Origin of the sequence: Mesorhizobium sp. BR115XR7A (assembly GCF_020165315.1) — a bacterium.
Taxonomy (GTDB): Bacteria; Pseudomonadota; Alphaproteobacteria; order Rhizobiales; family Rhizobiaceae; genus Mesorhizobium; species Mesorhizobium australicum.
On the sequence record NZ_JAIUHW010000017.1, the window covers coordinates 108,290 to 132,278 of the forward strand.

General features: G+C 65.0%; 25 protein-coding genes. 12 read left to right on the forward strand and 13 right to left on the reverse strand.

Annotated elements, in window-relative coordinates:
• The first annotated feature begins 114 nt into the window (after positions 1-114).
• On the forward strand, positions 115-1,089 hold the full coding sequence (locus tag LB557_RS28385) for a threonine/serine dehydratase (protein ID WP_140712065.1): 975 nt from the start codon (positions 115-117) through the stop codon (positions 1,087-1,089).
• 21 nt (positions 1,090-1,110) lie between these two features.
• Here LB557_RS28385 and LB557_RS28390 read toward each other — a convergent pair whose 3' ends face one another.
• The 4 genes from LB557_RS28390 to LB557_RS28405 are packed head-to-tail and all read right to left on the reverse strand — an operon-like array spanning position 1,111 to position 4,829.
• Positions 1,111-2,247: an ABC transporter permease gene (locus LB557_RS28390; protein WP_224643075.1), complete on the reverse strand. Its 1,137-nt coding sequence runs from the start codon at positions 2,245-2,247 to the stop codon at positions 1,111-1,113.
• Positions 2,244-3,164, reverse strand: a complete 921-nt coding sequence (locus tag LB557_RS28395; protein WP_140618109.1) for an ABC transporter ATP-binding protein — start codon at positions 3,162-3,164, stop codon at positions 2,244-2,246. Before LB557_RS28395 ends, LB557_RS28390 begins: the two co-directional genes overlap by 4 nt.
• On the reverse strand, positions 3,161-4,114 hold the full coding sequence (locus LB557_RS28400; protein WP_015314769.1) for an HlyD family secretion protein: 954 nt from the start codon (positions 4,112-4,114) through the stop codon (positions 3,161-3,163). The genes LB557_RS28395 and LB557_RS28400 overlap by 4 nt, the downstream gene beginning before the upstream one ends.
• A gap of 4 nt (positions 4,115-4,118) precedes the next feature.
• On the reverse strand, positions 4,119-4,829 hold the full coding sequence (locus LB557_RS28405) for a CerR family C-terminal domain-containing protein (protein ID WP_224643076.1): 711 nt from the start codon (positions 4,827-4,829) through the stop codon (positions 4,119-4,121).
• Positions 4,830-4,920: 91 nt separating this feature from the next.
• Between LB557_RS28405 and LB557_RS28410 the strand changes: the two genes are divergently transcribed.
• Both LB557_RS28410 and LB557_RS28415 read left to right on the forward strand, forming a co-directional pair.
• Positions 4,921-5,394 carry a CYTH domain-containing protein gene (locus LB557_RS28410; RefSeq protein ID WP_224643077.1) on the forward strand — a complete coding sequence of 158 codons (474 nt, stop codon included), beginning with the start codon at positions 4,921-4,923 and terminating at the stop codon, positions 5,392-5,394.
• On the forward strand, positions 5,391-6,335 hold the full coding sequence (locus tag LB557_RS28415; protein WP_015314766.1) for a CHAD domain-containing protein: 945 nt from the start codon (positions 5,391-5,393) through the stop codon (positions 6,333-6,335). The genes LB557_RS28410 and LB557_RS28415 overlap by 4 nt, the downstream gene beginning before the upstream one ends.
• Before the next feature lie 22 nt (positions 6,336-6,357).
• On the opposite strand, the gene LB557_RS28420 is transcribed toward LB557_RS28415, so the two are convergent.
• Positions 6,358-7,161, reverse strand: coding sequence for a helix-turn-helix domain-containing protein (locus tag LB557_RS28420; RefSeq protein ID WP_224643078.1), 804 nt, complete (start codon positions 7,159-7,161; stop codon positions 6,358-6,360).
• 113 nt (positions 7,162-7,274) lie between these two features.
• Between LB557_RS28420 and LB557_RS28425 the strand changes: the two genes are divergently transcribed.
• Positions 7,275-8,135 (forward strand): SMP-30/gluconolactonase/LRE family protein, encoded by an 861-nt coding sequence (locus LB557_RS28425; RefSeq protein ID WP_224643079.1) that lies wholly within the window; start codon positions 7,275-7,277, stop codon positions 8,133-8,135.
• A 117-nt stretch (positions 8,136-8,252) separates the two neighbouring features.
• Positions 8,253-8,870: a DNA-3-methyladenine glycosylase gene (locus LB557_RS28430; protein WP_224643083.1), complete on the forward strand. Its 618-nt coding sequence runs from the start codon at positions 8,253-8,255 to the stop codon at positions 8,868-8,870.
• On the opposite strand, the gene LB557_RS28435 is transcribed toward LB557_RS28430, so the two are convergent.
• From LB557_RS28435 to LB557_RS28450, 4 genes are all read right to left on the reverse strand, one after another.
• Positions 8,819-10,588, reverse strand: a complete 1,770-nt coding sequence (locus LB557_RS28435) for a SulP family inorganic anion transporter (RefSeq protein WP_224713139.1) — start codon at positions 10,586-10,588, stop codon at positions 8,819-8,821. The two genes, LB557_RS28430 and LB557_RS28435, sit on opposite strands and share 52 nt — an antisense overlap.
• Positions 10,589-10,649: 61 nt before the next feature.
• A complete protein-coding gene (locus LB557_RS28440) occupies positions 10,650-10,928 on the reverse strand; it encodes a helix-turn-helix domain-containing protein (protein WP_023771988.1) in 279 nt (92 codons plus the stop codon).
• A 275-nt stretch (positions 10,929-11,203) separates the two neighbouring features.
• Positions 11,204-11,908 carry a phosphatase PAP2 family protein gene (locus tag LB557_RS28445; RefSeq protein ID WP_224644285.1) on the reverse strand — a complete coding sequence of 235 codons (705 nt, stop codon included), beginning with the start codon at positions 11,906-11,908 and terminating at the stop codon, positions 11,204-11,206.
• Between the two features lie 8 nt (positions 11,909-11,916).
• Complete coding sequence (locus LB557_RS28450; protein WP_224644281.1) at positions 11,917-12,258, reverse strand: hypothetical protein; 342 nt, start codon at positions 12,256-12,258, stop codon at positions 11,917-11,919.
• A 168-nt stretch (positions 12,259-12,426) separates the two neighbouring features.
• On the opposite strand from LB557_RS28450, the gene LB557_RS28455 reads away from it, so the two are divergent.
• Both LB557_RS28455 and LB557_RS28460 read left to right on the forward strand, forming a co-directional pair.
• Positions 12,427-13,818, forward strand: a complete 1,392-nt coding sequence (locus LB557_RS28455) for a sensor histidine kinase (RefSeq protein ID WP_140712045.1) — start codon at positions 12,427-12,429, stop codon at positions 13,816-13,818.
• Positions 13,815-14,477 carry a response regulator gene (locus tag LB557_RS28460; RefSeq protein ID WP_015314757.1) on the forward strand — a complete coding sequence of 221 codons (663 nt, stop codon included), beginning with the start codon at positions 13,815-13,817 and terminating at the stop codon, positions 14,475-14,477. The genes LB557_RS28455 and LB557_RS28460 overlap by 4 nt, the downstream gene beginning before the upstream one ends.
• Positions 14,478-14,609: 132 nt before the next feature.
• On the opposite strand, the gene LB557_RS28465 is transcribed toward LB557_RS28460, so the two are convergent.
• Positions 14,610-15,098, reverse strand: a complete 489-nt coding sequence (locus tag LB557_RS28465; RefSeq protein ID WP_224644282.1) for a hypothetical protein — start codon at positions 15,096-15,098, stop codon at positions 14,610-14,612.
• A 276-nt stretch (positions 15,099-15,374) separates the two neighbouring features.
• On the opposite strand from LB557_RS28465, the gene LB557_RS28470 reads away from it, so the two are divergent.
• Positions 15,375-17,378 carry a PhoX family protein gene (locus LB557_RS28470; RefSeq protein ID WP_224644283.1) on the forward strand — a complete coding sequence of 668 codons (2,004 nt, stop codon included), beginning with the start codon at positions 15,375-15,377 and terminating at the stop codon, positions 17,376-17,378.
• 133 nt (positions 17,379-17,511) lie between these two features.
• Positions 17,512-17,736, forward strand: coding sequence for a hypothetical protein (locus LB557_RS28475; protein ID WP_015314754.1), 225 nt, complete (start codon positions 17,512-17,514; stop codon positions 17,734-17,736).
• A gap of 32 nt (positions 17,737-17,768) precedes the next feature.
• Here LB557_RS28475 and LB557_RS28480 read toward each other — a convergent pair whose 3' ends face one another.
• Positions 17,769-18,956 carry a flavin-containing monooxygenase gene (locus tag LB557_RS28480; RefSeq protein WP_140619883.1) on the reverse strand — a complete coding sequence of 396 codons (1,188 nt, stop codon included), beginning with the start codon at positions 18,954-18,956 and terminating at the stop codon, positions 17,769-17,771.
• A 95-nt stretch (positions 18,957-19,051) separates the two neighbouring features.
• On the opposite strand from LB557_RS28480, the gene LB557_RS28485 reads away from it, so the two are divergent.
• Together LB557_RS28485 and LB557_RS28490 are read left to right on the forward strand one after the other, a co-directional pair.
• Positions 19,052-19,240 carry a hypothetical protein gene (locus LB557_RS28485; protein ID WP_140619882.1) on the forward strand — a complete coding sequence of 63 codons (189 nt, stop codon included), beginning with the start codon at positions 19,052-19,054 and terminating at the stop codon, positions 19,238-19,240.
• A gap of 158 nt (positions 19,241-19,398) precedes the next feature.
• Positions 19,399-20,436 (forward strand): phosphatidylglycerol lysyltransferase domain-containing protein, encoded by a 1,038-nt coding sequence (locus LB557_RS28490; protein WP_224644018.1) that lies wholly within the window; start codon positions 19,399-19,401, stop codon positions 20,434-20,436.
• A 27-nt stretch (positions 20,437-20,463) separates the two neighbouring features.
• Here LB557_RS28490 and LB557_RS28495 read toward each other — a convergent pair whose 3' ends face one another.
• Entirely contained in the window at positions 20,464-21,243 is a 780-nt protein-coding gene (locus LB557_RS28495) for an ABC transporter permease (protein WP_015314751.1), read from the reverse strand.
• Positions 21,240-22,166 carry an ABC transporter ATP-binding protein gene (locus LB557_RS28500; RefSeq protein WP_041163616.1) on the reverse strand — a complete coding sequence of 309 codons (927 nt, stop codon included), beginning with the start codon at positions 22,164-22,166 and terminating at the stop codon, positions 21,240-21,242. Before LB557_RS28500 ends, LB557_RS28495 begins: the two co-directional genes overlap by 4 nt.
• Positions 22,167-22,402: 236 nt before the next feature.
• Between LB557_RS28500 and LB557_RS28505 the strand changes: the two genes are divergently transcribed.
• Complete coding sequence (locus LB557_RS28505; protein ID WP_015314749.1) at positions 22,403-23,764, forward strand: cytochrome ubiquinol oxidase subunit I; 1,362 nt, start codon at positions 22,403-22,405, stop codon at positions 23,762-23,764.
• The last annotated feature ends 225 nt before the right edge of the window (positions 23,765-23,989 follow it).

Below are 23,989 nucleotides of genomic sequence, written 5' to 3' on the forward strand. Positions count from 1 at the left end.
ATGTGTTTGTGTCTTGATCACAATCGCGAACTTTGTCCCGGTCACATCTTTTCGTTGGCATCGCGCGCACCTTTGCGTGCACCATGGCCGGATCGCATCGCCACAGGACCCGCCATGACCACCCCTCCCGGCATCGCCGACATCCATGCCGCCGCAGCGCGCCTCTCGGGCCTGATCGTCGAGACCCCCTTGATCGAATCGCAGGAACTGAACAGGCGCTTCGGCGGCCGCATCCTGTTCAAGCCGGAGACGCTGCAGCGCACCGGCTCGTTCAAGTTCCGCGGTGCCTACAACAAGCTGTCGACGCTGAGCGAGGCGGAGCGCTCGCGTGGCGTCGTCGCTTTCTCTTCGGGCAATCACGCGCAAGGCGTGGCGGCTTCCGCCGCCATGTTCGGCGTCAAGGCGGTCATCGCCATGCCGGCGGATGCACCTGACATGAAGATCGCCAATGTCCGCAGGATGGGCGCCGAGGTGGTGCCCTTCGACCGATTCAAGGACGACCGCATGACGGTGGTGCGCCCCTATCTCGACAAGGGCATGGCGTTGGTGCCGCCCTTCGACGATCCGGCCATCATTGCCGGCCAGGGCACGATCGGACTGGAGCTGGTCAAGCAGGCGCGGGCTCTGGGTGTCGGCCTCGACGCGGTCGTCATCCCCTGTGGTGGCGGCGGCCTGACCAGCGGCATCTCGGTCGCCGTGAAGGATACCTCGCCCGGCACCGCGATCTGGGCTGTCGAACCCGAGCATTTCGACGACACGCGCCGCTCGCTGGCCGCGGGCGCCAGGGTTTCGAACGAGCCTGGCCACAGTTCGATCTGCGACGCCATCCTCACCGCCGAGCCGGGCGCGATCACCTTCGAGATCAACCGCCGCAACCTCGCCGGCGCCGTCGCCGTCTCCGAGGATGCCGTCAGGCAGGCGATGCGCGACGCCATGGCCTATCTCAAGCTGGTGGTCGAGCCCGGCGGCTGCGTCGCGCTGGCGGCGCTGTCGTCGGGCGAGATCGAGCTGTCGGGCAAATGCGTCGCCGTGGTGCTGTCCGGCGGCAATGTCGATTTCGGCACCTATGCCGGGATCATGGCGGCGTAGGGCGGCACAGGTCAGCTCTCGTCAGTCCAGCGTGCGCCTGAACCGCACCAGCGCCACGCCGGCGAACAGCGCCACGAAAACCGCCAGCCAGCCGATCTCGGTCGCCACCGCCGGCAGTTGCGCGCCCTTCAGCATCACCGCGCGGGTGATGCGCAGGAAATGCGTCAGCGGGAAGATCTCGCCGAAGGTCTGCGCCCAGTCCGGCATGCCGCGATAGGGGAACATGAAGCCCGACAGCATGATCGACGGCAGGAAGAAGAAGAAGGTGAGCTGAAGCGCCTGCATCTGCGTGCGTGCGATCGTCGAGATCGTGTAGCCGAGCAGCACCAGCGACAGCACGAACACCAGCACCGCCGACAGAAGCAGCGTCATCGAGCCGGTGAACGGGATGGCGAACAGAAGCTTCGACGCGGCCAGCACCACCACCACTTGCACGGCGCCGACCGCCAGGTAGGGCAGCACCTTGCCCATCATGATCTCCAGCGGGCTCGACGGCATCGCCAGGAGATTTTCCATCGTGCCGCGCTCGGTCTCGCGCGTCAGCGCGATCGAGGTCATCATCACCATGGTCATCTGCAGGATGACGCCGAGCAGGCCGGGCACGATGTTGTATTGCGAGATGCCTTCGGGGTTGTAGCGGCGGTGGACGACGAGATCGAGCTGCCCCCTGGCGGCTTCCGCCGCGGCTTCCTGCGTGCCCTGCGCTCTCAGCAGCGCCTGGCCGGCGATGGTGCCGAGCGTCGAGATGGCGCCGCTGGCCACCGCCGGATCGGTGGCGTCGGCCTCGATCAGGATTTGCGGCTTGTCGCCGCGCTCGACGCGGCGGGCGAAATCGGCCGGGATGGTGACGACGAAGGCGACGTCGCCGCGCGCCATCAGGAACTCGGCCTCCTCGGCGCTTTGCGCGACATGGTCGAAGCGGTAGTAACCGGTGGTCTGCAGCGCCGCGACCATGGCGCGGGTATAAGGATCGCTGCTGGTCGCCACCAGGGCCGCCGGCAGGCTTTTCGGGTCGTTGTTGATGGCGTAGCCGAACAGCACGAGCTGGATCAGCGGCACGCCCAGCATCATGGCGAAGGTGATGCGGTCGCGCCGCATCTGGATGAACTCCTTGATCAGCAGTGCGCCGAGCCTGGCGAAGGAAAAGACGCTGTTCATGCCATGTTGTCCTTCGATCCCGACATGAACTGGATGAAAACATCCTCCAGGCTGGTCTCGCCCGGCGTCACCGTTACGCCCTTGTGCTCCCTCTCGACATCGGCAAGCGCGGCCTCGAGCTTCTCGCGGTCGGAACCGACGACGTGCAGCGTCGCGCCGAACGGCGCCACCTGGTCGACGCCGGGGCGGCCTTGCAGTGCTTGCGCCACCTCGTCGAGCTTTGGACCTTGCAGCACGAAGGTGGTCAGGCCTGCATTCTTCACCACCTCGGCGACGGTGCCGGTGGCCAGCATCCTGCCATAGGAGATGTAGCTGATGCGGTGGCAGCGCTCGGCCTCGTCCATGTAATGAGTGGACACCAGCACGGTCAGCCCGCCGCTCGCCAGGCGATGGATCTCGTCCCAGAACTCCCGCCGCGCCTTCGGGTCGACGCCGGCCGTCGGCTCGTCCAGCAGCAGCAGTTTCGGCTTGTGCATGATGCAGGCGGCCAGCGCGAGGCGCTGCTTCCAGCCGCCGGACAAGGTGCCGGCCAGCTGGTTGCGGCGCGTCGTCAGGCCGAGCTCCTCCAGCGTGCGCGAGACATAGTCCTCGACCGGCCGCAGCCGGTAGAGCCGCGCCACGAATTCGAGGTTCTCGCCGATCGTCAGATCCTCGTAGAAGGAGAATTTCTGCGTCATGTAGCCGACTTCGCGCTTGATCCTGAGGCTGTCGGTGCGGATGTTGAAGCCCAGCACCGTGCCTTCGCCCTCGTCCGGCGTCAGCAGGCCGCACATGATGCGGATGGTGGTGGTCTTGCCCGAGCCGTTGGGGCCGAGGAAGCCGACGATCTCGCCCTCGGCGACCGACATCGTCACATGGTCGACGACGGTCTTGTCGCCGAAGCGTTTGACCAGGCCGTGAACGTCGATGGCGTTCATTTTCCCATATCCGCGAGATCGACATCGACGATCTGGCCGGGCTGCAGCGGCCCCGCATCGCCCTCCGGCCGCGCCTCGACGAGGTAGACCAGCTTCTGCCGGTTTTCCAGGGAGTAGATCACCGGCGGGGTGAATTCGGGATCGGGCGAGACATAGCTGACGCGCGCCTTCACCTCCGGGCCACAGCCGTCGCAATGGACGCTGAGCAGGCTGCCGACCTTGACCGAGGAGAACGCGCTTTCCGGAATATAGACGCTGAGCTTCACCGCGCCGTCGGGAAGCACCGAGATGACCGGCGCGGTCGGGCCCGCCGTGTCGCCGGGATTGCGGATGACGTCGTTGACGCGGCCTGGCGAAGGCGCCGCCAACACCCGTTTGGAGAGCCGCCATTGCGCCTGATCCAGTGCCGCCTGCGCCTGTTTGACCTGATTGTCGGCGGCCTTGATCGTTTCGGCACGCGCCGGCAGGCCGCCGACCGCCAGGTTGGCCTCCGCCTGGCCGACCTGCGCATTGGCCGTCTCCAGCGTCGCGGAAGCCGTGTCGAAATCAGCCTGCGTGCCGGCGCCGCGTTTGAACAGGTCGCTGGCGCGGTCGAATTTTCGCTTGGCATCGGCGGCCTGTGCCTTGGTCATGTCGACCTCGGCCTTCAGCACGGCGATCTCTTCCGGCCGCTTGCCGACCTGGAGATCGGCATACTGCGCCTGCGCCTGGGCCAGCGCCGCCTGCGCTTGCGCCACCGCGATCTTGGCGTCGGCATTTTCGAGTGTCACCACGGTGGCTCCCGGCGTGACGCGGTCGCCGCGCTTCACCGCCACCGTCTCGACCTGCGCCACCTCGATCGGCGCCAGGAGCACATAATCGCCCTCGACATAACCGACGGCGAGCGGTGCCGCCGGCGCGCAGGCACCGAACAACTGCGCGGCGAGCGGCAGCGAACACAGAAAGCTCATTGTTTTATCCCTTCATCCCTGGCCCCTTCCGGGCGGCCAGTATGGCGCCGAGATTGTCCGTGGTGACCGCCACCACCTTGGCGACCTCGGCGGCGCCGATGTCGCGCCAGCCCATGCGGCGCATGAGAGCCTCGCGGCCGATGCGGAAATAGATGACCTGGCCGATCAACGTGAACACGGTGAGCCGGGTGCGTTCGCTCTCGGCCGGCTCGCCGGTGGCCTGCTCCCAGATCTGGCACAGCCGACGGTGCGTCGGCTCGAAGACGCCGTCATAGATGCGGTCGAGCGCCGCCGTCGGATGCGACAGCTCGCGCAGCACGAATTGCACGATCTCTCCGGCCTGCGGCTGTGCCACGATGAAGCCGACCATCCGCTCGAGTGCCGTGAAGAGCTGCGCGCGCGCCGCCTCAGGATCGCTTGCCGCCGCCTGTCCGTGGCCGAGCCCCTCGCCGGCGCCCAGTGCCTGCCCTGCGACGCCCTGGATGGTCTCGACGATGAAGTCGGCGGCAGCGGCGCGAAGACCTTCCTTGCCGCCGAAATGATAGGCGATCGAGCCGATATTGGCCCCCGCCTCGGCGGCAATTTCGCGCGTCGAGGTGCCGTCGAAGCCCTGCCGCCCGAACAGTTTCAACGCCGCCTGGACAAGCGCGGCGCGCGTCGGCTCTGCCGGGGAGGTCTCGCGGCGGGGTCTCTTGGCGTCTGGCAATTTGATCATGCCAAAGACCTTAATCAATCGATTGATTAAGGTCAACTTGTGTGCGGCGCTGTCTTGCCATCGCGCGCGGCAACCGCTTTAGTGCGCGGCCATGGGCAAGGAAGTCGAGCGTAAGTTCCTGGTCTCCAGCACCGCATGGCGGGATCTGGCGGAAGCGGATATCCGCATTCTCCAGTTCTATCTCGCCACGGCACCCGGGCGAACCGTCCGCATCCGCATCAGCGATGGCGCCTCCGCCAGGCTGACGCTCAAATTCGGCAGCAGCGCGCGCGAGCGCGACGAATTCGAATACCCGATCCCGCTGGCGGAGGCGGTGGAGATGCTGGACTTCGCCATCGGACGTGTCATCGAGAAGACACGTCACCATGTTAGGCATCGCGGCTATCTCTATGAAGTCGATGTCTTTGGCGGTGCACTGGCGGGACTTGTGGTGGCCGAGCTCGAGACGCCGGAAGAGGTTCCGGACGAAATGCTGCCTGACTGGCTCGGCCGGGAAGTGACCGGCGAGCAGAAATTCTACAACGCGTCGCTCGCCCTCGGGGGGATACCGGAGATCGCCGCATGAGCTTTCGTATCGATCCGCGCCTGCCGCTGACCGGCGAGGTCAGGCGTATCCTTGCCGAGGAGATCGGCAAGGCCCTGCTGCATCTGGAGACGGCGCACACCCGGCCGGAACAGGGGCTGCACAAGTGCCGCAAGCGGCTGAAAAGCGCGCGTGCCTTGTTGCGCTTAGTTCGTTCCGGTGACGAAACATTCTGCACTACGGAAAACCAGTGCTATCGCAATGTCGCGGCGCTGCTTGCCGGTCCGCGTGAAGCCACGGCCCTGATCGAAACCATCGATCGGCTGGCGGCGGGCTTCGCCAGGGAAAGCGTCGATGGCGGGCTTGATGCCGTGCGCGACAGGTTGATCGCACGCCAGCATGATCTGCACGAAGGCGCCGGCCTGAAGGCGGCGATCGGGGCGGCCACCGCCGCCTGCGAAGACGGCCTGAAGCGCATCGAAACCCTTGCTTTGCCCGATCAGCCGGAACAGGCCGCCGACGTGCTTGCCGAAGGCGCCCGCGTCGCCTTGCGGCGCGCCAGGAAGGCGCTCGACAAGGCCGGCACGCGCGGTGAAGCCGACGATTTCCATGACCTGCGCAAGGCGGCCAAGACGCATGGCATGCACCTGTCGCTGCTGGGCAGGCTGTGGCCGACCCCGATCAAGGCGAGGCGCAAGGCCGTGGATGAACTGGGCGAGCGGCTCGGTGAACTGCATGATGTGTTCGTCATGCGCGCGTTGCTCGAGGCGGATAGCGAGCCGCTGGGGCCGCCCGAGGACACAAAACTTCTCGGCAAGTTGCTGAAGCGCTCGGAAAAGAGCCTCAGGAAAGCCTGTCTCGCCGAGGCCGCCGAACTGTTCGGCGACAGCCCCAGGCACGCGACGAAAAAGCTCGCCCGCAAGGCACGCGACGATCTCGCCGGCGCCTCGTCCGCTGATGATCTTGCCGCCAGTGCCGGCTGATGGGCGGCGGACCTCGGCCGGTCTAAGCGGGTAGCGGCCGCCGGCCTTTTGCCAGGGAAGGCTGGTCCTCCATCCGCGCCCCGGCATCGCGTGGATGCGGCCCGATCGGCATGATCGCCTCGAATGGCGTGGCGCCAAAGGCAAAGGTCCATTTGTAGCCGATCAACCCGTCCTCGGGCGTGGTGTGCTGGTCGTGATGGGCCAGCAGTCTCGCCCGGTCGGCCAGTTCCTCGGCCTCGCGCCGCACCATCTCCGCCGTCTCCGGACGCATCCGCCTGGAGAAGCTGACGAAGGTCGCCTCCTTCTCGATATGGGTGATGGCCCAGCCGATGAAATTCTTGTTGGTCATCTCGAACAGCGGCCTGAGCGGCCCCTCGAAATTCCACTGGATCGGGGTTTCGACCAGCAGTTTCGCCGACAGGCCACGGCCAAGCCCGATCAGGCCGAGTTGCTCGAGGTCGCGCAGATAGAGGAACATCGAGGCCTCACTCAGGCCTTGCGAGCGCATGATGCCTTCAGGCGTGAATTTTTCCGACAGCATGACGAAGACGAACAGCAGCGCCGGCCGGCCGGCGAGCCGGCGCTCGATCTCGGGCGCGATGTGGTTGACCGGCCCCGGCCCGCGGTTCATCGAGCCGAGCACGTTTTCCAGTTCGACGCCGGCGGCGGCGCAGATCTCCACCAGCCGGTCGAGCTTGCAGTTCTTCTCATGGAAGATGCGCTTCACCGTCGGCTCGGAAACGCCCATCCGTTCGCCGAGCTCACGATAGGTGACACCCTTGGCCTTCAGTGTCCGCTTCAGCGCCTCGAAGATTGGGCCGTTCATGGGATGCGCCTCTTGCCGGCGGTTTCGTATCGATATTCGATACTAGCTTCAATCCGCCTTCCCGAGAAGTATCGAAAATCCTAGCTGTTCACCGACATCACAGGAGAGCAGCCATGAACATTGTCGTCACTTCCGCCGTCATCGCCTCCATCGGCATTGCCGCCGCCCAGGCCGCCCAGGCCGACGAGCTCTGGCGCGCAACGGGCCTCGAACAGCCTGAATCGGCGCTGTTCGACGCCGCCAACGGCCGCATCATCGTTTCCAACATCGTCGGCAATCCGGGCGACGCCGACGGCAACGGCTATCTCAGCCTGCTGTCAATGGATGGCAAGATGGTGAGCCAGCACTGGACCGACGGCATGGACGCGCCCAAGGGCATGGCGATATCGGGCGGCAAGCTCTATGTCGCCGACATCACCAAAATCCGTGTCGTCGACCTCGCCAGCGGCAAGCTCATCGCCAGCATCGTGGTCCCGAATGCCGTTTTCCTGAACGACATGACGTCGGATCGGTCCGGCAAGGTCTACGTCACCGACATGCTGGCCGACACGATCTACCGCATCGACGGCGACAGGCCGGAACTGTTCGTCAAGGATCCGCTGCTCGCCTCGCCCAACGGCGTCTTCGCCGATGGCGAGAGGCTGATCGTGGCCTCCTGGGGCAAGGGCATCAAGGCCGACTTCAGCACGGCCGAGCCGGGCGGGCTGCTGGCGGTCGACATCGCCAGCAAGGCGGTGATGCCGCTGGCGGGCGCCCAAAACTTCGCCGACCTCGACGGCGTCGTCGCCATCGGCGGCACCATCTATGCGACGGCCTACATGACCGGCACGCTCTACCGATACCGGACCGGCGCAGCCCCGGAAGCGGTGGCGCATTTCAAGCCGGGCAGCGCCGATATCGGCACCGACGGCAAGTCGATCCTCTACGTGCCGCTGATGAACGAAGGAGAGGTCGCGGCGCTCAAGATCGAATGAGCGCTGGCGTCCGCACGACCTTCGCTGACAGCCGTGGATGGAGCGTGGTAGGACGGTCCCTCCACGGCAATGGTCAAGGAGGTGTGCCATGGACGACCGGGAGATCAGAGCGGCCCGATGGATCCCGTGAGCCACAGCGACAAGCATCGTCCGCTCGCGCGAGAAGAGCTCCCGGACGATACGGCCGCGCTCGCCCGGTTTCTCCTAGGCAAGCTGGTGGTGCGCGACTTGCCCGAAGGCAGGGTCAGCGGCCGCATCGTCGAGACGGAAGCCTATGTCGTCGGTGATGCGGCCGGGCACGGCTTTCGAGGGATGACGCAGCGCAACCGGTCGCTGTTTCTCGAAGCCGGGCACGCCTATGTCTACCTCGCCTATGGCACCTCCTTCATGCTGAATGTCTCGAGCGAGACGAAAGGGGTCGGAACCGGCGTGCTGATCCGGGCGCTGGAACCGCTGGAAGGCGTCGCGATCATGCGGCTGAACCGAGGCGTCGAGCGCCTGCGCGACCTGGCGCGCGGGCCCGGGAGGCTGGCCGCGGCGTTGCGGATCGATCGTTCGCTCGACGGGATCGACCTGTGCCGGGAAGGCCCGCTGTGGCTCGCTCACGATGAATGTGAGCCCGGCGCGATCGGACAGGGGATCAGGATCGGCATTTCGAAGGACGCCGACCGGCTGCTGCGGTTCTACGTCAGGGAAAGTCCGTTCGTCAGCGGCCCGGCATCGCTCAATCGCTGAGAGACGGCTGCTCCCTCGTGTTTCCCCGCCAATTGGCCCCGCGCCTCGCGGATCGACGCGGCATAGGTCACCAGCGGCGGCTTGACGCCGTGGTTGATCAGCATGCGCCGGATCTGCGGCGAGGCGCCCGAAATGATGAAGCGCACGCCGGCGCGCCCCGCCTTGTGGGCCGCGCTTTCGATGACATTGGCCGCCGTCGAATCGAAAAGCGGCACGGCCGAACAGTCGAGCACGAAGTTGCGGCGCTGGTCGGCGATGCGGTCGAGCACGCTGCCGACAGTGGACGCGGCACCGAAGAAGAAGGCGCCCGAGATGCGGTAGACGACGGTGTCGGCGTCGCTTGCCTCGGCGGAATCATAGGTGCGGGCGCCGCCGACGCTGTCGGCGACATCGTCCTGCGCCAGGTCCGCCTCGACCGCGACGGACTTGGCCATGCGGTCGATGAACAGGATCGAGCCGAGCGCGAAGCCGACGACGATGCCTTCGGTGAGGTCGCGGAAGACGACGATGAGGAAGGTCGCCATCAGCACCAGCGCATCGCCGCGCGATGCCCTGAGCAGCGTGGCGAAGGCTTGTTTCTCGACCATGTTCCAGCAGACCACCGCCAGGACGCCGGCAAGGGCCGCGAGCGGGATGTAGCTGGCAAGCGGCGCCGCCACCAGCATCAGCACCAGCAGGATTCCCGAATGGACCATGCCCGAGACCGGACCGTGTGCGCCGGCCCGCACATTGGTGGCGGTGCGGGCTATGGTGCCGGTGGCGCAGATGCCGCCGAACAAAGCGGACGCGACATTGGCGAAGCCCTGCGCCACCAACTCGCAATTCGAGCGGTGCCGCCGGCCCGTCATGCCGTCTGCGACGACGGCCGACAGCAGCGATTCGATGGCGCCGAGCAGCGCGAAGGCGATGGCGTCCGGCAAGACGTCGAGCATCCTGCCGAAGCTGACGGGTGGCATGCCAGGCCATTGCAGGCTGCGCGGAATGCCGCCATAGCGCGTGCCGATCGTCTCGGCCGGCAACGCCAACAGCGCAACGACCAGCGAGGCGAGCCCGATGGCGATCAACATGGCCGGCCATTTCGGCCGCCAGCGCTTCAGCAAGACGATGGTCGCGATGGTCAGCGCCGCCACGCCGGTCGCCGCGAGGTTGATCGTGCCGGCTGCTTCACCAAGCGCGATCAGCTTGGGCACGAACGGTCCGGGCTCCCTTCCCGGCAAGGTCAGCCCGAACAGTTCGACGATCTGGCCGGAGAAGATGATGACGGCAATGCCGGCGGTGAAGCCGACGGTGACCGGATAGGGAATGAACTTGATGTAGGTGCCGAGCCGGAGATAGCCGATGGCAATGAGGAACACACCGGCCATCATCGTTGCCAGCAGCAGGCCGTCGAGGCCGACGCGCGCCACCGTCGCCGCCACCAGCACGATGAAGGCGCCGGCCGGGCCGCCGATCTGGAAGCGGCTGCCGCCCAAGGCCGAGATGATGAAGCCGCCGACGATGGAAGTGTAGAGGCCACGCTCCGGCGTCACGCCCGAAGCGATCGCGATCGCCATCGACAGCGGCAGCGCGACGATGGCGACAGTCAGCCCGGCGATGACATCCGCCTTGAAATGCGGCAGCCGGTAGCCCTCCCGCCAGACCGTCACCAGCTTCGGCGTGAACAGCTCGGAGAATGTCGGCTTCACCGCCTGATGCACTGCCTGACGCGATTGATCCATGGACTGCCCCTGCAAAAGCGGCGGGATCGTCGGCAGGACTGTCGGCGGTCGCCGTCGCGACTTATTCCGGCTCGGCCTTGGGTTCCGGCGGCATGGCGGGCTTGAGGCGCACGCCCCTGCCGCCGCGCTCGCTGGCCTGGTTCTCGCCGATCAGTTCCACCCCTGCTTCGTCGAGAGCCTGGATGACCTTCATCAGCGTATCGACCACGCCCCTGACCACGCCGCCGCTCGCCTCCATGCGCTGGATGGTGGGAAGCGAGACGCCGGCGCGCTCGGCGAGCGTCCTCTGGTCGATGCCGGCCAGCGCCCTTGCGGCGCGCATCTGCGCGGCAGTGATCATCGGCCGGAATCCCCGTCTGAGCCTGCTGGCGTAACGTATAATACCATCATTATCATGTTTCAAGCATCATCATATCGGTTTTAGACGTAACCACTGCCACCTGATGCCCATTTTCCTCGATACCTGCCAGGGATTTCAGGTAGGGTGGCATGCATCAGAGGCAGGGGGTACGCGGGTGAACGTTTTCAAGACCATGGTAATATCGGCAGGCTTGCTGTCGACGGTTCTGGTACTGACGGGCTGCGGAGGGCACCTCATCAACAGGTTGATCTGACTCAGTCAGGCTCCTCGCTCACCGCCTTGCGCCGTTGCAGAAGCCTCGCCACCAACCAGCATAGCATCGCCCAGGCGAAGCCGGCACACCAGCCCGCCAGCACATCCGACGGCCAGTGGACGCCGAGATAGATGCGGCTGACGCCGACCAGCACTGTCGTCAGCACCGCCAGGAACAGCACGTAGACCTTGGTTGTCCGGCCCGGCAGGAAGCGCGCCGCCAGCGAACCGAGCGTGAGGTAGGTCACCGCCGACAGCATGGCATGGCCGCTCGGGAAGGAAAGCGACGTCTCGTTGACAAGATGCGAAACCAGTTCCGGGCGCGGCCGGTCGACGCCGGCCTTCAGCAGGCTCGACAGCACCTGGCCGCCCGCCACGGCAACGAACATGAGAAGCGCCGTCGCCGGGCGGCGGATCAACAGCAGATAGATGATCGTCGCCGCCGTGATCAGCACCAGAACACTGGAGCTGCCGAGGCTGGTGATGTCGCGCATCGCGCCTTCCAGCCATGGCGGACCGATCGGGATCGTCGGCTGACCGGCCTGGCGGAATGCAAGCAGGATTTCGGTATCGAAGGCGTGTGGCGTGGTGGCCCGTGCCACCTCCATCAATTCCTCGAACGCCCACAGCCCACCGGCGATGACCAGGCCGGCCAGCAGCACCGGGAATTCGACCCGATTGAGCAGAGCTTTCGCGGCGTTCTTCATCGGCACCGTCACATCCGCCCTTGCAGATAGGGCCCAAGCGTGATCAGCGCCACGGCCGCGATTGCCAGCGCGATGCCGGCCGCCTGCAGCGCGTTGACGCGCTCGCCGAAGAACACCAGCGCAACGACATTGACCGAAACCAGCTGGATCACCGCCGAGAGGCTGAACGATACCGACATGCCGAACTCGCGGATCAACCGCAGCATGATCAGATTGCCCAGCGAATAGAGCGCCAGCGTCAGCAGGATCTTGCCCAGGCTGGGCGCCAGCCCCCATTGCTTGGCGGCGGTCGCCGCCAGCAGGAAGATCACCGTCGAAAAACCGAGCTGCATAAGTCCCGAAAAACTCAACGTCCCGTCCCCCTCGAAGCAGCTTTCGCCTGATATCGCCGACCTTGTTTCCGAAGCGTGCCGGAACGTCAAGCGACGTCGTTCAAACGAGGGTCTTGGCAACGGCGAGACTGAAGCTCAATGTGCCGGAATCGCCCAGCCTGTCGATAGAGGGGCGGTCAGGGGTTCATGATTCGTATTTTTCAGAACTTGGCGCGGCGCTGGAGCGAGCTTTCCCTTGCCCTGCAATTCGTCGTTGCTGGCGGTTTTGGGCTGCTGGTCGTCATGGTGATCGTCGGGACCTGGGTGACGACGCAGATCCGGGACGGCGTCACTCGCAATTCGGCCGCCACGACGGCGCTCTATGTCGACAGCGTGATTGCGCCGCTGCTGCCCGACCTGCGCAAGAGCGAGGAGCTCAGCGCATCCGTCAAGCAGGCGCTCGACGAGACGCTCGGCCAGGGCGCGCTCGGCAAACGCCTGGCATCCTTCAGGCTCTGGCGCCGCGACGGCACGATCCTCTATGCGAAGGACTCGGCTTTGACGGGTCGCCGCTTCGACCTGAACGACAATCTGCGTTCTGCCTTCCAGGGCAGCGTCGTTGCCCAGTTCGATACGTTCGACGAGAACGAAGACAAGGAGCGGGCCGCGGGTGTGCCGTTGCTCGAGATCTACAATCCAGTGCGCGAGCCCTGGTCCGGCGAAGTGGTCGCCGTCACCGAATTCTACGAGGTCGCCAGCGATTTCAAGGCTACCCTGGCTTCCGCCCTGCTGTCGAGCTGGCTGGTCGTGGCCGGGACCACCTTGACGGCATTTCTGCTACTGTCGGGCATCGTCCTGCGCGGCAGCCGCATTATCGACGACCAGCGCGGGGCGCTGCGCCGCCAGGTGTCCGAGCTGCAGGGCTTGGTGACGCAGAACAGCGCCTTGCGGCATCGTGTGCAGCGGGCGTCCCGCCGCGCCACCGCGCTCAACGAAAGATATCTGCGCCGGATCGGCGCCGACCTGCATGACGGCCCTGCCCAGCTCGTGGCGCTGGCCGCGTTGCGCATGGACAGTCCGGTGTTTACCGGCGACGGGCATGGCAGCGAAGGCCGCTCGACCGAAATCGCCATGATCCGCAAGACGCTGGAGGATGCGATGCGCGAGATACGCGGCATCTGCACCGGCCTGGTCCTGCCGCAGATAGAAACGGCGGCGGCGGCGGACGTGCTGCGGCTGGCCGTCGAGGAGCATGAGCGCCGGACGGGCACATCGGTGACGCTTACGATGCCGAGACATTTGCCGGAGCCCGGCGCTTCTGAGAAGATCAGCATCTATCGTTTCGTGCAGGAGGGGCTGAACAATGCCTACCGCCACGGACGGGGCAAGGATCAGGCGGTGCGTGCAGGCATGAAAAATGGTAGGCTTTTCGTTGAAGTATCGGACGGCGGACCGGGCTTCGATCCGGCGCGGGCCGAGGGGTTGGGCCTTGCCGGCCTCAGGGAGCGGGTTGAAAGCATTGGCGGCCAATTCGAAACACTCACAGGGCCGAAAGGCACGAAGCTGGTGATCCGTCTTTCGGTCGAGGAGCAAGCATGATCGGCGCCATCCGCATTGCCATTGTCGACGATCATCCGCTGTTCCGCGAAGGCGTGACGCGCAGCCTGTCGGAGATCGGCGGCTTCGAGATGGTCGGCGAAGGTGCGACCGCGCAGGACGCGGAGCGCATCGCCTCGACCATGCAGCCCGACATATTGCTCATCGACATTTCAATGCCGGGCGGCGGCCTGGCCGCGGTTGCCAGCATCCTTGCCGACCATCCCGCCCAGAAGATCGTCATGCTGACCGTTTCAGAGGCGAATGCCGATGTGACCAAGGCCTTGAACGCCGGGGTGCTCGGCTATGTCCTCAAAGGCGTCGGATCGCGTGCGCTTGCCGATATCCTGCGCAACGTGGCGGCCGGCGAAAGCTATCTTTCGCCGATGCTGTCGGCCCGGCTGCTTTCCGACGTGCAGTCCTTGCAGCCCGCCAACGGCGTGGCGGACCGGCTGCGGCAACTCACCGGCCGGCAGACCGAAATCCTGCGGCTGGTGGCGGAGGGACTGAGCAACAAGGAAGTCGCCTTACGCCTGGAGCTGCAGGAGAAGACCGTCAAGCATCACATGACGGGGGTGCTGTCGAAACTCAACGTACGAAACCGTACTGAAGCGGCCCTCATCATGCGCGAGTTTCGCGACCGCGACAGGGACCGTTCGTAGCCATCGTGGAACGCCGCGAAACGAGGTCACCTCCGCCGGGGGGCGGCGGAGGTGACGTGTGAAGCTGGTCGTTGCCTGTTGACCAGCTTCACAAGGCGAAATTCATAGGGCCGAAATTCAAAGGGTCGAAATTCATAGCGCCTTGAGACGGCTGGCGTCGGCCGGTGTGGCACGGCGATCGATGATCGTGCGGCCGAGCTTATCCTTCATGCTGAAGCGGCCGTTCTCGATCTTTTCCGTCAAGCCGTCAGGGTGCTGAACTGTAATCTTGTTGCCGTCCACGTCGACCGTGTCGCCGGTCGTGGCGTTGACATGGCTTGTGCTCTGGTTGCCCTGGCCCTTACCCTTTCCGCTATTCCCGCCGCCGCTGTTACCGCTATTGCCGTTGCCGCTGTTTCCTCCATTGCCGCTGTTGCCGCCACCGCCACCGCCACCGCTGTTACCGCCACCGCCATTCCCACCGCCACCGCCGTTGCCACCCTTGTCGGCATGTGCGATCGCGGCATCGATTCCAGGCACGAAGCCATGGAAGACGATTCCATAGGGAGCGATGGTCAGCGCCAGGACGGCCGCCGATCTGAGAGCCAGACGGCAACAACGGGCCGTGATCGATCCACGCATACTGATCTCCGTCGATTGAGCCGGCGCGCCCACCCCAACGTTGCAGTGCAACAACATCGCCGAAAGACGTGGTGACCGGAAGCGACCTCCGACCGTTGCGTTTGTCCCCCAGGACCTTTGCAGGCGCAAGCTTGGACCAAAGTCCCAGGCGAGGCGTGAAAAATCGCTCTCGTGAGCGAGCGGCAGCGGAGATACCATGTCACGAAAATGTGATCAGCCTGACGTAAGGCGGTCGAACAGGCAACAAGCTCCAGCCAAACCAAGCCAGAGGTTCCCATGACCGAACATCGCTCCCCCGACGCCCGATTCCGCACCAGCCTGCTCGAGGAAAACGAAGGCCCGGCCAACAATCCCAGCGAGAACCGCACCATGGGCGAGATCATCGCTGCGCGGTTCTCGCGCCGTGGCTTCCTCAAGGGTTCGCTTGCCGTTTCGGCGATCGCCGCCACCGTCAGCCCGCTGGCCATGATCGCCGCCGACGATGCCCGCGCCGCGGAAGGCTCAGCGTTCAAATTCGACGAGCTGGAGGCCGGTATCGACGATAAGCACCACGTCGCGCCGGGCTACGACGCCGACGTTTTGCTGCGCTGGGGCGATCCGCTGTTTGCCGATTCGCCGGAATTCGACCCGACGAAGCAGTCGGCGCAAGCCCAGGCCAGGCAGTTCGGCTACAACAACGACTATGTCGGTTACATCCCGCTCGATGGCTCGGCCGAACATGGCTTGCTGGTGGTCAACCACGAATACACCAACCCGCATCTGATGTTCCCAGGCATCGTCAAGATTGTCGAGAAGGACGGCAAGAAGTCGGCCGAGGTGGCGCCGCTCTCGAAAGAGCAGGTCGATGTCGAGATGGCCGCCCATGGCGGCACCATCGTCGAGATCCGCAAGGATGGCGGCAAATGGCGGGTGATTCGCGACGGCAAGCTCAACCGCCGCATCACCGCCAACACCGAGATGGCGCTGTCGGGCCCGGTTGCCGGCCATGACCGCGTCAAGACCAATGCCGACCCGTCCGGCGTCAAGGTGTTCGGCACCATCAACAATTGCGCCGGCGGGGTCACGCCCTGGGGCACCTATGTGATGTCCGAGGAGAACATCCATGGCTATTTCTCCGGCGAGCTGCCGGAGGGCCACAAGGAGGCCGCCAACTACAAGCGCCTCGGCATTCCGGAAGGCGCCTATGAATGGGGCGCGCACTATGACCGCTTCAACCTGGCCAAGGAGCCGAACGAGCCTAACCGCTTCGGCTGGATCGTCGAGGTCGATGTCAACGACCCGGCCTCGGTGCCGCGCAAGCGCACCGCCATGGGCCGCTTCAAGCATGAGGGCGCCGAATCGATCGTCGCCAAGGATGGCCGAGTGGTCTTCTATCTCGGCGACGACGAGCGCTTCGACTATGTCTACAAGTTCGTCACCAAGGGCATGTTCAACGCCGGCGACCGCGCGGCCAACAAGGATCTGCTCGACGACGGCACGCTGCATGTCGCCAAATTCGCGGAGGACGGCTCGGTCGAATGGATGCCGATCGTGTTCGGCCAGGGGCCGCTGACGGCGGAAAACGGTTTTGCCGGCCAGGCCGACGTGCTGATCGAGACACGTCGCGCCGCCGACCTCCTTGGCGCCACCAAGATGGACCGGCCCGAAGACATCCAGCCCAATGCCAGCAACGGCAAGGTCTATGTCATGCTGACCAACAATTCCAAGCGCAAGGCCGATCAGGTCGACGCCGCCAACCCGCGTGCCGAAAACGCCTTCGGCCACATCATCGAAATCGTCGAGGACGAGGGCGATTTCGCCGCCACCAAAGGCAAGTGGGAAGTGCTGCTGAAATGCGGCGACCCGTCGGTGGCCGCCGTCGGCGCCACCTTCTCCACCGCGACGACGGCCCATGGCTGGTTCGGCATGCCCGACAATTGCGCGGTCGATTCGGCCGGGCGCCTGTGGGTCGCCACCGACGGCCAGGGCCCGAAGGCAACCGGCCGCACCGACGGCCTGTGGGCGGTGGACACGGAAGGATCGGCGCGGGCGACCTCGAAGCTGTTCTTCCGGGTGCCGATCGGCGCCGAAATGTGCGGCCCGCTGTTTGCGCCGGACGACCAGACCGCCTTTGTCGCCGTCCAGCATCCGGGTGACGGCGGCGAGGATTGGGAAGCGTTCGGCCGGCCCTCCTATTATGAGGACCTGTCGACCCGCTGGCCCGATTTCAGGCCCGACATGCCGGTGCGGCCGGCGGTGGTCGCCATCACCAAACAGGGTGGCGGCAAGATCGCCGTCTGAGGTCGGGCGAGACAAAAATGAGAGGGGCTCCGGCGATCCGGGGCCTCTCTTTTGTGCGATATCATATTCAAGCCTCGGGAAAGATTGGCAATTTACACGTGGCGCCCTAGATCGTGATCAGGAGATCATCGCCATGCCCAAGTCGATCTACGACCGTGGCCTGCTCAAACCTGACGAAGTGGCCACCTTGCAACGTGTCTTCGACGAGGCCTGCCGCCGACGGCAAGCGCATCCCGAATCCGTCGAGGCGCGTGAATTGGCGCTCACCTTGCTGGCCCTCTACAATGCCGGCATGGTCGACGAGGAGATGCTGACCGAGGCTGTCGGTTTCCGGCGGCTGGAGCCGAAATCGGCGTGACGCCGACGGCAAATGTTGTCCTGTGCGGTCGCTCAGCGTGAGGCGCCGGAGGGGCGGGATGAGCCGGCGATCCGCGCAGCTATCGCCTTGGCCAATATGCCGGCATTGGCAAAGCAGCCGCGGATGCTCGGCCGCATGCCGGTGAACCACAGGCCGGGCAGTTTCGGATCGGCCTGGCCGCCGTTGAAGAGCGGAACGCCCTTCTCGTCGAGCACGCCGAGATTGCCGACCATCCGCTCCAGCCCAGTGCGGTAGCCCGTCGCCGCAATGACGATGTCGGGAGCGATCAGGCTGCCATCGGCCAGGATGACGCCGTCGCGGGTGAACTCCCGTACCCCGGACACCACCACGATCCTGCCCGATTTGATGGCATCGACGGCGCCATCGTCGGCGGCGATGGCGGTATAGTCCGAGGTCAGGCGGCTGGCGCCGCCCGCAGGCGCGGGCGGCACGCCGAATTTGGTGAGATCGCCGAACACCAGGCGCTGCGTCACCGCCATCACCGCATCGGCGACGCGTAGCGGCAGGCGCGCCATGAGCGGCGAGAGGCGGTGCACGGCGATCTTGCCGACGCGCTTGGGCAAAAGGGCGGGGCCGTTGCGGGCCGACAGCCAGACAGCGGCGGTATCGACACCGGCCAGATGATTGAGTGCGTCGAAGCCCGAATTGCCGGCGCCGACAACCAGCACCTTCTTGCCCGCATAGGCCTGGGCATCGCCAAAATCCGCCGAGTGGATGATCCGGCCCGCGAACGCCTGCATGCCCGTCCACTGCGGCGTGAAGGGTTCCCGGTCGCGGCCGGTGGCCACAACGACATGGCGCGCCAGGCGCGAGCCGGCGCTGGTTCGCACGACCCAGTGATCGCCCCTGAACGTGATGGACTCGACGGAAACGCCAAACTCCACCGGCAAACGGTTCGCCTCATGGAAATCGTTCATATGGCGGATGACGACGTCCCGGTGCGGAAAGGCAGGGGTGCCCTTGGGATAGGCAAGGCCAGGCAGTGCCGAGAGATCGCGGTGGGTGTTGAGGTGCAGCTGCTCGTGGCGCCGGCGCCAGGGCTCGGCCAGCCGGCTTTCCTTCTCCAGGATCGCCGTCGCCACGCCGGCCTTCATCAAGGCCCTCGCGACGGCCAGCCCGGCGGCGCCGGCGCCAACGACGATCGCCGGCTCGACCGTCACCGCCTGCTCCACCATCGATCTGCTTGTCGTATCAGCCATTCACTCTCGAACCCCATTCGCGCTCGCGGCGGCCCCTGAAGGCTCGCAGGCCGCTGTAACAGTTTGATCGCGCGCAGGACCCGAACGGCAACTCGATGCCGATTTTCGATGGTCCCGCGCCGAGGCGGCTTCGCGTCTGGAGCATTTCCGCCCGGCCGAAACAGCCGGTCGCGGCACCGCGTCAAAACCACGACATGGAGCGCATTACCCGCTTCCGTCCGAATACATCCAGCCCTATATGGCATATCCGCGGCATCGGCGATAATCAGGTCGCGGCAAAGTGATTGATTCGAGGTCCGGGGGCTGGCGGATCTCGTCACGGACGCGGGCATTCGAAACCGGCAACCCGATTTCGGCTACCTTGCGAAAAATCAAGACGCCGTGGCGCGTCTTGCGTGTCGTCGGACACGTCGCGCCATGGACGGCACGCGGAATCTCGACCATGCCCTCCTTGCGGATCTATTTCGACAACCTCCTCGAGGGGGCCTCGCCCAAGGTCGAGCGCCGGGCGCTGACGCATGTCGAACGGCTGGCGCTGGTGCGCCGTCATGGCGACTTCTCGCTCGCCTATTCCACCACCGTGCAAAGCAAGCTTTCCTATTTTGGCGATGCCGACGGTTACATCGCCTTCGGCACCAAGATGAGGCATCATTTCGCGCTCGGCGATCCGGTGGCGGCGCCGGATCGGCGGCCCGATTACATCAGACGCTTCGTCGAGAGCGCCGGCGGCCCGTGGTTCGTGCAGATCGGCGAACAGACCGCCCAGGTCCTTGCCGGCCTTGGCTACAAGATCAACCGGCTGGGCATCGACACGCGCCTCGCTCTGCCCGACCATGACTTTTCCGGCAAGCGCAACGAAACGGTGCGTTATTCCGAGCGCTGGCTGCTGAAGAAGGGCTTTTCGTTCGAGGAGGACAAACGCACGATCCACCTCGACGAGATCTCCCGGCTGTCTCAAAACTGGCGCGGCGACCGTATCGTCAAGCGATGGGAGATGGGTTTCCTCAACCGACCATTTTACGATCAGCTCGGCACCGATATGCGCCGTTTCGTGCTGCACGGCCCCGATGGCGACCTCGTCGCCTTGCTCGATTTCGATCCGATGTTCGCCGACGGCAAGGTGATCGGCTACACCACGGCCTTCAAGCGCAAGCACATCGATGCCTCGCCGCATGCCGAGATCGGCCTGACCAAATTCGCCGTCGACCGCTTTCGCGAGGAAGGCATTTCGGTGGTGACGCTCGGCCTGTCGCCGCTGCTCGATGTCGGCCCGAGCGGATTTGCCGAAAGCGAGTTCTGGCGCAACGCCTTCCAGCGCGCCTACGACTCGCCCTGGGTCAACCGCCGCAGGTTCAACCTGCAGGGACAGGCGGCATTCAAGCGCCGCTTCCACGGCGCCGAGGAACCGGTCTATATCGCCTTTCGCGAGGGGACCTACATCGAGATGCTGGGGTTGCTGCGGCTGGTCAAGGCCATTTGAGGCCTCTCTCACGACTTTAGGGCCGCGTCAGTTCCTCAGCCGGTAGCCGGTCCGGAAGATCCAGGCGACGATCGCGATGCAGACGGCCAGGAACACCAGCGTCATGCCGAGGCTGACGACGACCGAGACATCGGCCTTGCCGTAGAAACTCCAGCGGAAGCCGCTGATCAGGTAGACCACCGGGTTGAACAGCGTGATCGTCTTCCAGATGCCGGGCAGCATGTGGATCGAATAGAAGCTGCCGCCGAGGAAGGTCAGCGGGGTGATGATCAGCAGCGGCACCAGCTGCAGCTGCTCGAAGCTTTTCGCCCAGATGCCGATGATGAAGCCGAACAGGCTGAAGGTCACCGCCGTCAGGATCAGGAAGGCGAGCATCCAGAACGGATGTTCGATGTGCAGCGGCACGAACAGCGAGGCGGTGGCCAGGATGATCAGGCCGAGGATGATCGACTTGGTCGCGGCGCCGCCGACATAGGCGATGACGATCTCCAGGTAAGAGACCGGCGCCGACAAAAGCTCGTAGATCGAGCCGACGAATTTCGGGAAATAGATGGCGAAAGAGGCATTGGAGATCGACTGCGTCAACAGCGACAGCATGATCAGTCCCGGCACGATGAAGGCGCCGTAGGCGATGCCGTCGATTTCGGTGATGCGCGAGCCGATGGCCGAGCCGAAGACGACGAAATAGAGCGACGTCGAGATGACTGGCGAGATGATGCTCTGCAGCACGGTGCGGAACGCACGCGCCATCTCGACCCGGTAGATCGCCCAGACCGCGCGAAAATTAGGGGCCGCACGCAGGTTCATGGCTCTTGCCTCAGGAGATTGACGAAGATCTCTTCGAGCGAGCTGTTCTTGGTGTCGAGATCGCGGAACTGGATGCCGGCCGCCTCGAGATCCCTGATCAGCGAGGCAACGCCCGGCCGGTCGCTCTGGTTGTCGTATGTGTAGGTGAGTTGCGTGCCATCCGGCGACAGTTCGAGCGCATAGCGCGAGAGCCCGTCGGGCACGCTGCCGAGCGGCGCGCGCAGCTCCAGCCTCATCTCCTTGCGGCCGAGTTTGCGCATCAGTTCGGCCTTGCCCTCGACCAGGATGATCTCGCCGCGGTTGATGACGCCGACGCGGTCGGCCATGGCCTCGGCTTCCTCGATATAGTGCGTGGTAAGGATGATGGTGACGCCGTCCTCGCGCAGCCGCCGGACCATCGCCCACATGTCCTGGCGCAGTTCGACGTCGACGCCGGCGGTCGGTTCGTCGAGGAACAGGATACGCGGCTCGTGCGACAGCGCCTTGGCGATCATCAGCCGCCGCTTCATGCCGCCCGACAGCGTGATCGCCTTGGCGTCCTTCTTGTCCCACAGCGACAGGTCGCGCAGCACCTTCTCGACGAAGGCCGGATTGGCCGGCTTGCCGAACAGGCCGCGGCTGTAATTGACGGTCGCCCAGACGCTCTCGAACGCGTCGATGGTGAGTTCCTGCGGCACCAGCCCGATCAGGCTGCGCGCGGCGCGATAGTCCTTGTTGATATCATGGCCATCGACGGTCACGGTCCCCGAAGAGCGGTTGACGATGCCGCAGACGATCGAGATCAGCGTCGTCTTGCCGGCGCCATTGGGGCCGAGCAGCGCGAAGATCTCGCCGCGCTGGATATCGAGGCTGACTTCCTTGAGCGCGGTGAAGCCGGTGGCGTAGGTCTTGGAGACCCCGGAAATGGACAATATGGAGGGCATGGTTGAAAACGGCTGCCTGAAAGAGGTGACTTGATATAGGCCTGTTGTCGCCCAGTGCAACCGCAAGTCAATGCCCTGCTGCCAGTTCTGGACATCGAAGCGCGGAGCTGGCTGGGAATGCGCCGCGTCCATCCGGTAAAATTGTCCTGTGGCGTTCAGCCTCGCGGCAGGAGGCCGCTTTGACCTGACCCCGCTTCGGGCCTATCCTTCGCGAGTATTTACAGCCGGAGCCCGCCATGGACCCGCTCATACTATCGCGCATGCAGTTCGGCGCGAATATTTCGTTTCATATCCTGTTTCCGACAATCACCATTGCCCTTGGCTGGGTGCTGCTGTTCTTCAAGCTGCGCTACAACGCGACCAATGATTCCGCCTGGATGCGCGCCTATTTCACCTGGGTGAAGGTGTTCGCGCTGTCGTTTGCCATGGGCGTGGTCTCGGGCGTCACCATGAGCTTCCAGTTCGGCACCAACTGGCCGGGCTACATGCAGCATGTCGGCAACATCGCCGGACCGCTGCTCGCCTACGAGATCCTCACCGCTTTCTTCCTCGAGGCGGCCTTTCTCGGCATCATGCTGTTCGGCTTCCGCCGCGTCTCCAACCGCATCCACACGCTGGCGACGGTGCTGGTCGCCGGCGGCACGACGCTATCGGCGTTCTGGATCATCGCCCTCAATTCCTGGATGCAGACGCCGGCCGGCTTCGAGATGCGCGACGGCGTCGCGCACGCAGTCGACTGGTGGGCCATCGTCTTCAACCCGTCCATGCCCTACCGGCTGGTGCATATGCTGCTCGCCTCGGGGCTTACGGTGTCGTTCCTGATCGCCGGCCTGTCGGCGCTGCGCTACCTCAACGGCGACCGTTCGGAATCGATGTGGAAGGCGCTGCGCACCGGCGTCTTCACCGCCGCCATCCTGATCCCGATCCAGATCCTGGCCGGCGACCAGCATGGGCTCAACACGCTGGAACACCAGCCGCAGAAGATCGCCGCCATGGAGGCCAACTGGAACACCGGTCCCAACGTGCCGCTGGTTTTGTTCGCGCTGCCCGACGAGGCGGCCAGGGAAAACAAGTTCGAGGTCGCGATTCCGGACGGGGCCAGCCTTATCCTGCGGCACTCGACCGACGGTGTCGTGCCGGGGCTGAACGACTATCCCGGCAACCATCCGCCGGTCTTTCCGCTCTTCTGGAGCTTTCGCATCATGGTCGGCACCGGGCTTTTGATGCTCGCCGTCTCCTGGTCGGCCGCCTTCTTCCTCAAGCGCCGGCACGCGCTGCCAAAGCCGCTCGCCATGCTGATGGTGCCGATGGCGTTGTCGGGCTGGCTGGCGACGCTGGCCGGCTGGTACACGACCGAGATCGGCCGCCAGCCCTGGCTGGTGACCGGCGTATTGAAGACCGCCGACGCCGTCGGGCCGGTGGCCGGCAGCCATGTGGCGCTGACGCTCGCCATCTATCTCCTGCTCTACGTGCTTTTGCTGATCGCCTATCTCGGCGTGCTGGTGCACCTGGCGCTGAAGGCGGCCAAGGACGGCGACATCTCGCCGCTGCCGGGTGTCCTCGACGCACCGCTGTCGCAGCCGGCCGCGGGGGAGTGAGCATGTTTTCATTGCAGGCCCGCGCCGCCCCTCACCTGCCTGCCGGCATCCTCTCCCCGTATAGGGACGGGGAGAGGGGCGCTGAGTCCTATGGTTTCGCCAATCGCCAACGTTGCATGGATGGCGCCGGCGTTGCGGCCAGCCCGCTTCTCCCCGTCCCTATACGGGGAGAAGTGCCCGGCAGGGCGATGAGGGGTGGCGCTAGCTTCGCAAACCGAAATCATG

Coding starts and splice junctions, on each gene's coding strand:
- LB557_RS28385 (WP_140712065.1), top strand. CDS start 115: ATGACCACCCCTCCCGGCATCGCCGACATCCATGCCGCCGCAGCGCGC.
- LB557_RS28390 (WP_224643075.1), bottom strand. CDS start 2,247: ATGAACAGCGTCTTTTCCTTCGCCAGGCTCGGCGCACTGCTGATCAAG.
- LB557_RS28395 (WP_140618109.1), bottom strand. CDS start 3,164: ATGAACGCCATCGACGTTCACGGCCTGGTCAAACGCTTCGGCGACAAG.
- LB557_RS28400 (WP_015314769.1), bottom strand. CDS start 4,114: ATGAGCTTTCTGTGTTCGCTGCCGCTCGCCGCGCAGTTGTTCGGTGCC.
- LB557_RS28405 (WP_224643076.1), bottom strand. CDS start 4,829: ATGATCAAATTGCCAGACGCCAAGAGACCCCGCCGCGAGACCTCCCCG.
- LB557_RS28410 (WP_224643077.1), top strand. CDS start 4,921: ATGGGCAAGGAAGTCGAGCGTAAGTTCCTGGTCTCCAGCACCGCATGG.
- LB557_RS28415 (WP_015314766.1), top strand. CDS start 5,391: ATGAGCTTTCGTATCGATCCGCGCCTGCCGCTGACCGGCGAGGTCAGG.
- LB557_RS28420 (WP_224643078.1), bottom strand. CDS start 7,161: ATGAACGGCCCAATCTTCGAGGCGCTGAAGCGGACACTGAAGGCCAAG.
- LB557_RS28425 (WP_224643079.1), top strand. CDS start 7,275: ATGAACATTGTCGTCACTTCCGCCGTCATCGCCTCCATCGGCATTGCC.
- LB557_RS28430 (WP_224643083.1), top strand. CDS start 8,253: ATGGATCCCGTGAGCCACAGCGACAAGCATCGTCCGCTCGCGCGAGAA.
- LB557_RS28435 (WP_224713139.1), bottom strand. CDS start 10,588: ATGGATCAATCGCGTCAGGCAGTGCATCAGGCGGTGAAGCCGACATTC.
- LB557_RS28440 (WP_023771988.1), bottom strand. CDS start 10,928: ATGATCACTGCCGCGCAGATGCGCGCCGCAAGGGCGCTGGCCGGCATC.
- LB557_RS28445 (WP_224644285.1), bottom strand. CDS start 11,908: ATGAAGAACGCCGCGAAAGCTCTGCTCAATCGGGTCGAATTCCCGGTG.
- LB557_RS28455 (WP_140712045.1), top strand. CDS start 12,427: ATGATTCGTATTTTTCAGAACTTGGCGCGGCGCTGGAGCGAGCTTTCC.
- LB557_RS28460 (WP_015314757.1), top strand. CDS start 13,815: ATGATCGGCGCCATCCGCATTGCCATTGTCGACGATCATCCGCTGTTC.
- LB557_RS28465 (WP_224644282.1), bottom strand. CDS start 15,098: ATGCGTGGATCGATCACGGCCCGTTGTTGCCGTCTGGCTCTCAGATCG.
- LB557_RS28470 (WP_224644283.1), top strand. CDS start 15,375: ATGACCGAACATCGCTCCCCCGACGCCCGATTCCGCACCAGCCTGCTC.
- LB557_RS28475 (WP_015314754.1), top strand. CDS start 17,512: ATGCCCAAGTCGATCTACGACCGTGGCCTGCTCAAACCTGACGAAGTG.
- LB557_RS28480 (WP_140619883.1), bottom strand. CDS start 18,956: ATGGCTGATACGACAAGCAGATCGATGGTGGAGCAGGCGGTGACGGTC.
- LB557_RS28485 (WP_140619882.1), top strand. CDS start 19,052: ATGCCGATTTTCGATGGTCCCGCGCCGAGGCGGCTTCGCGTCTGGAGC.
- LB557_RS28490 (WP_224644018.1), top strand. CDS start 19,399: ATGCCCTCCTTGCGGATCTATTTCGACAACCTCCTCGAGGGGGCCTCG.
- LB557_RS28495 (WP_015314751.1), bottom strand. CDS start 21,243: ATGAACCTGCGTGCGGCCCCTAATTTTCGCGCGGTCTGGGCGATCTAC.
- LB557_RS28500 (WP_041163616.1), bottom strand. CDS start 22,166: ATGCCCTCCATATTGTCCATTTCCGGGGTCTCCAAGACCTACGCCACC.
- LB557_RS28505 (WP_015314749.1), top strand. CDS start 22,403: ATGGACCCGCTCATACTATCGCGCATGCAGTTCGGCGCGAATATTTCG.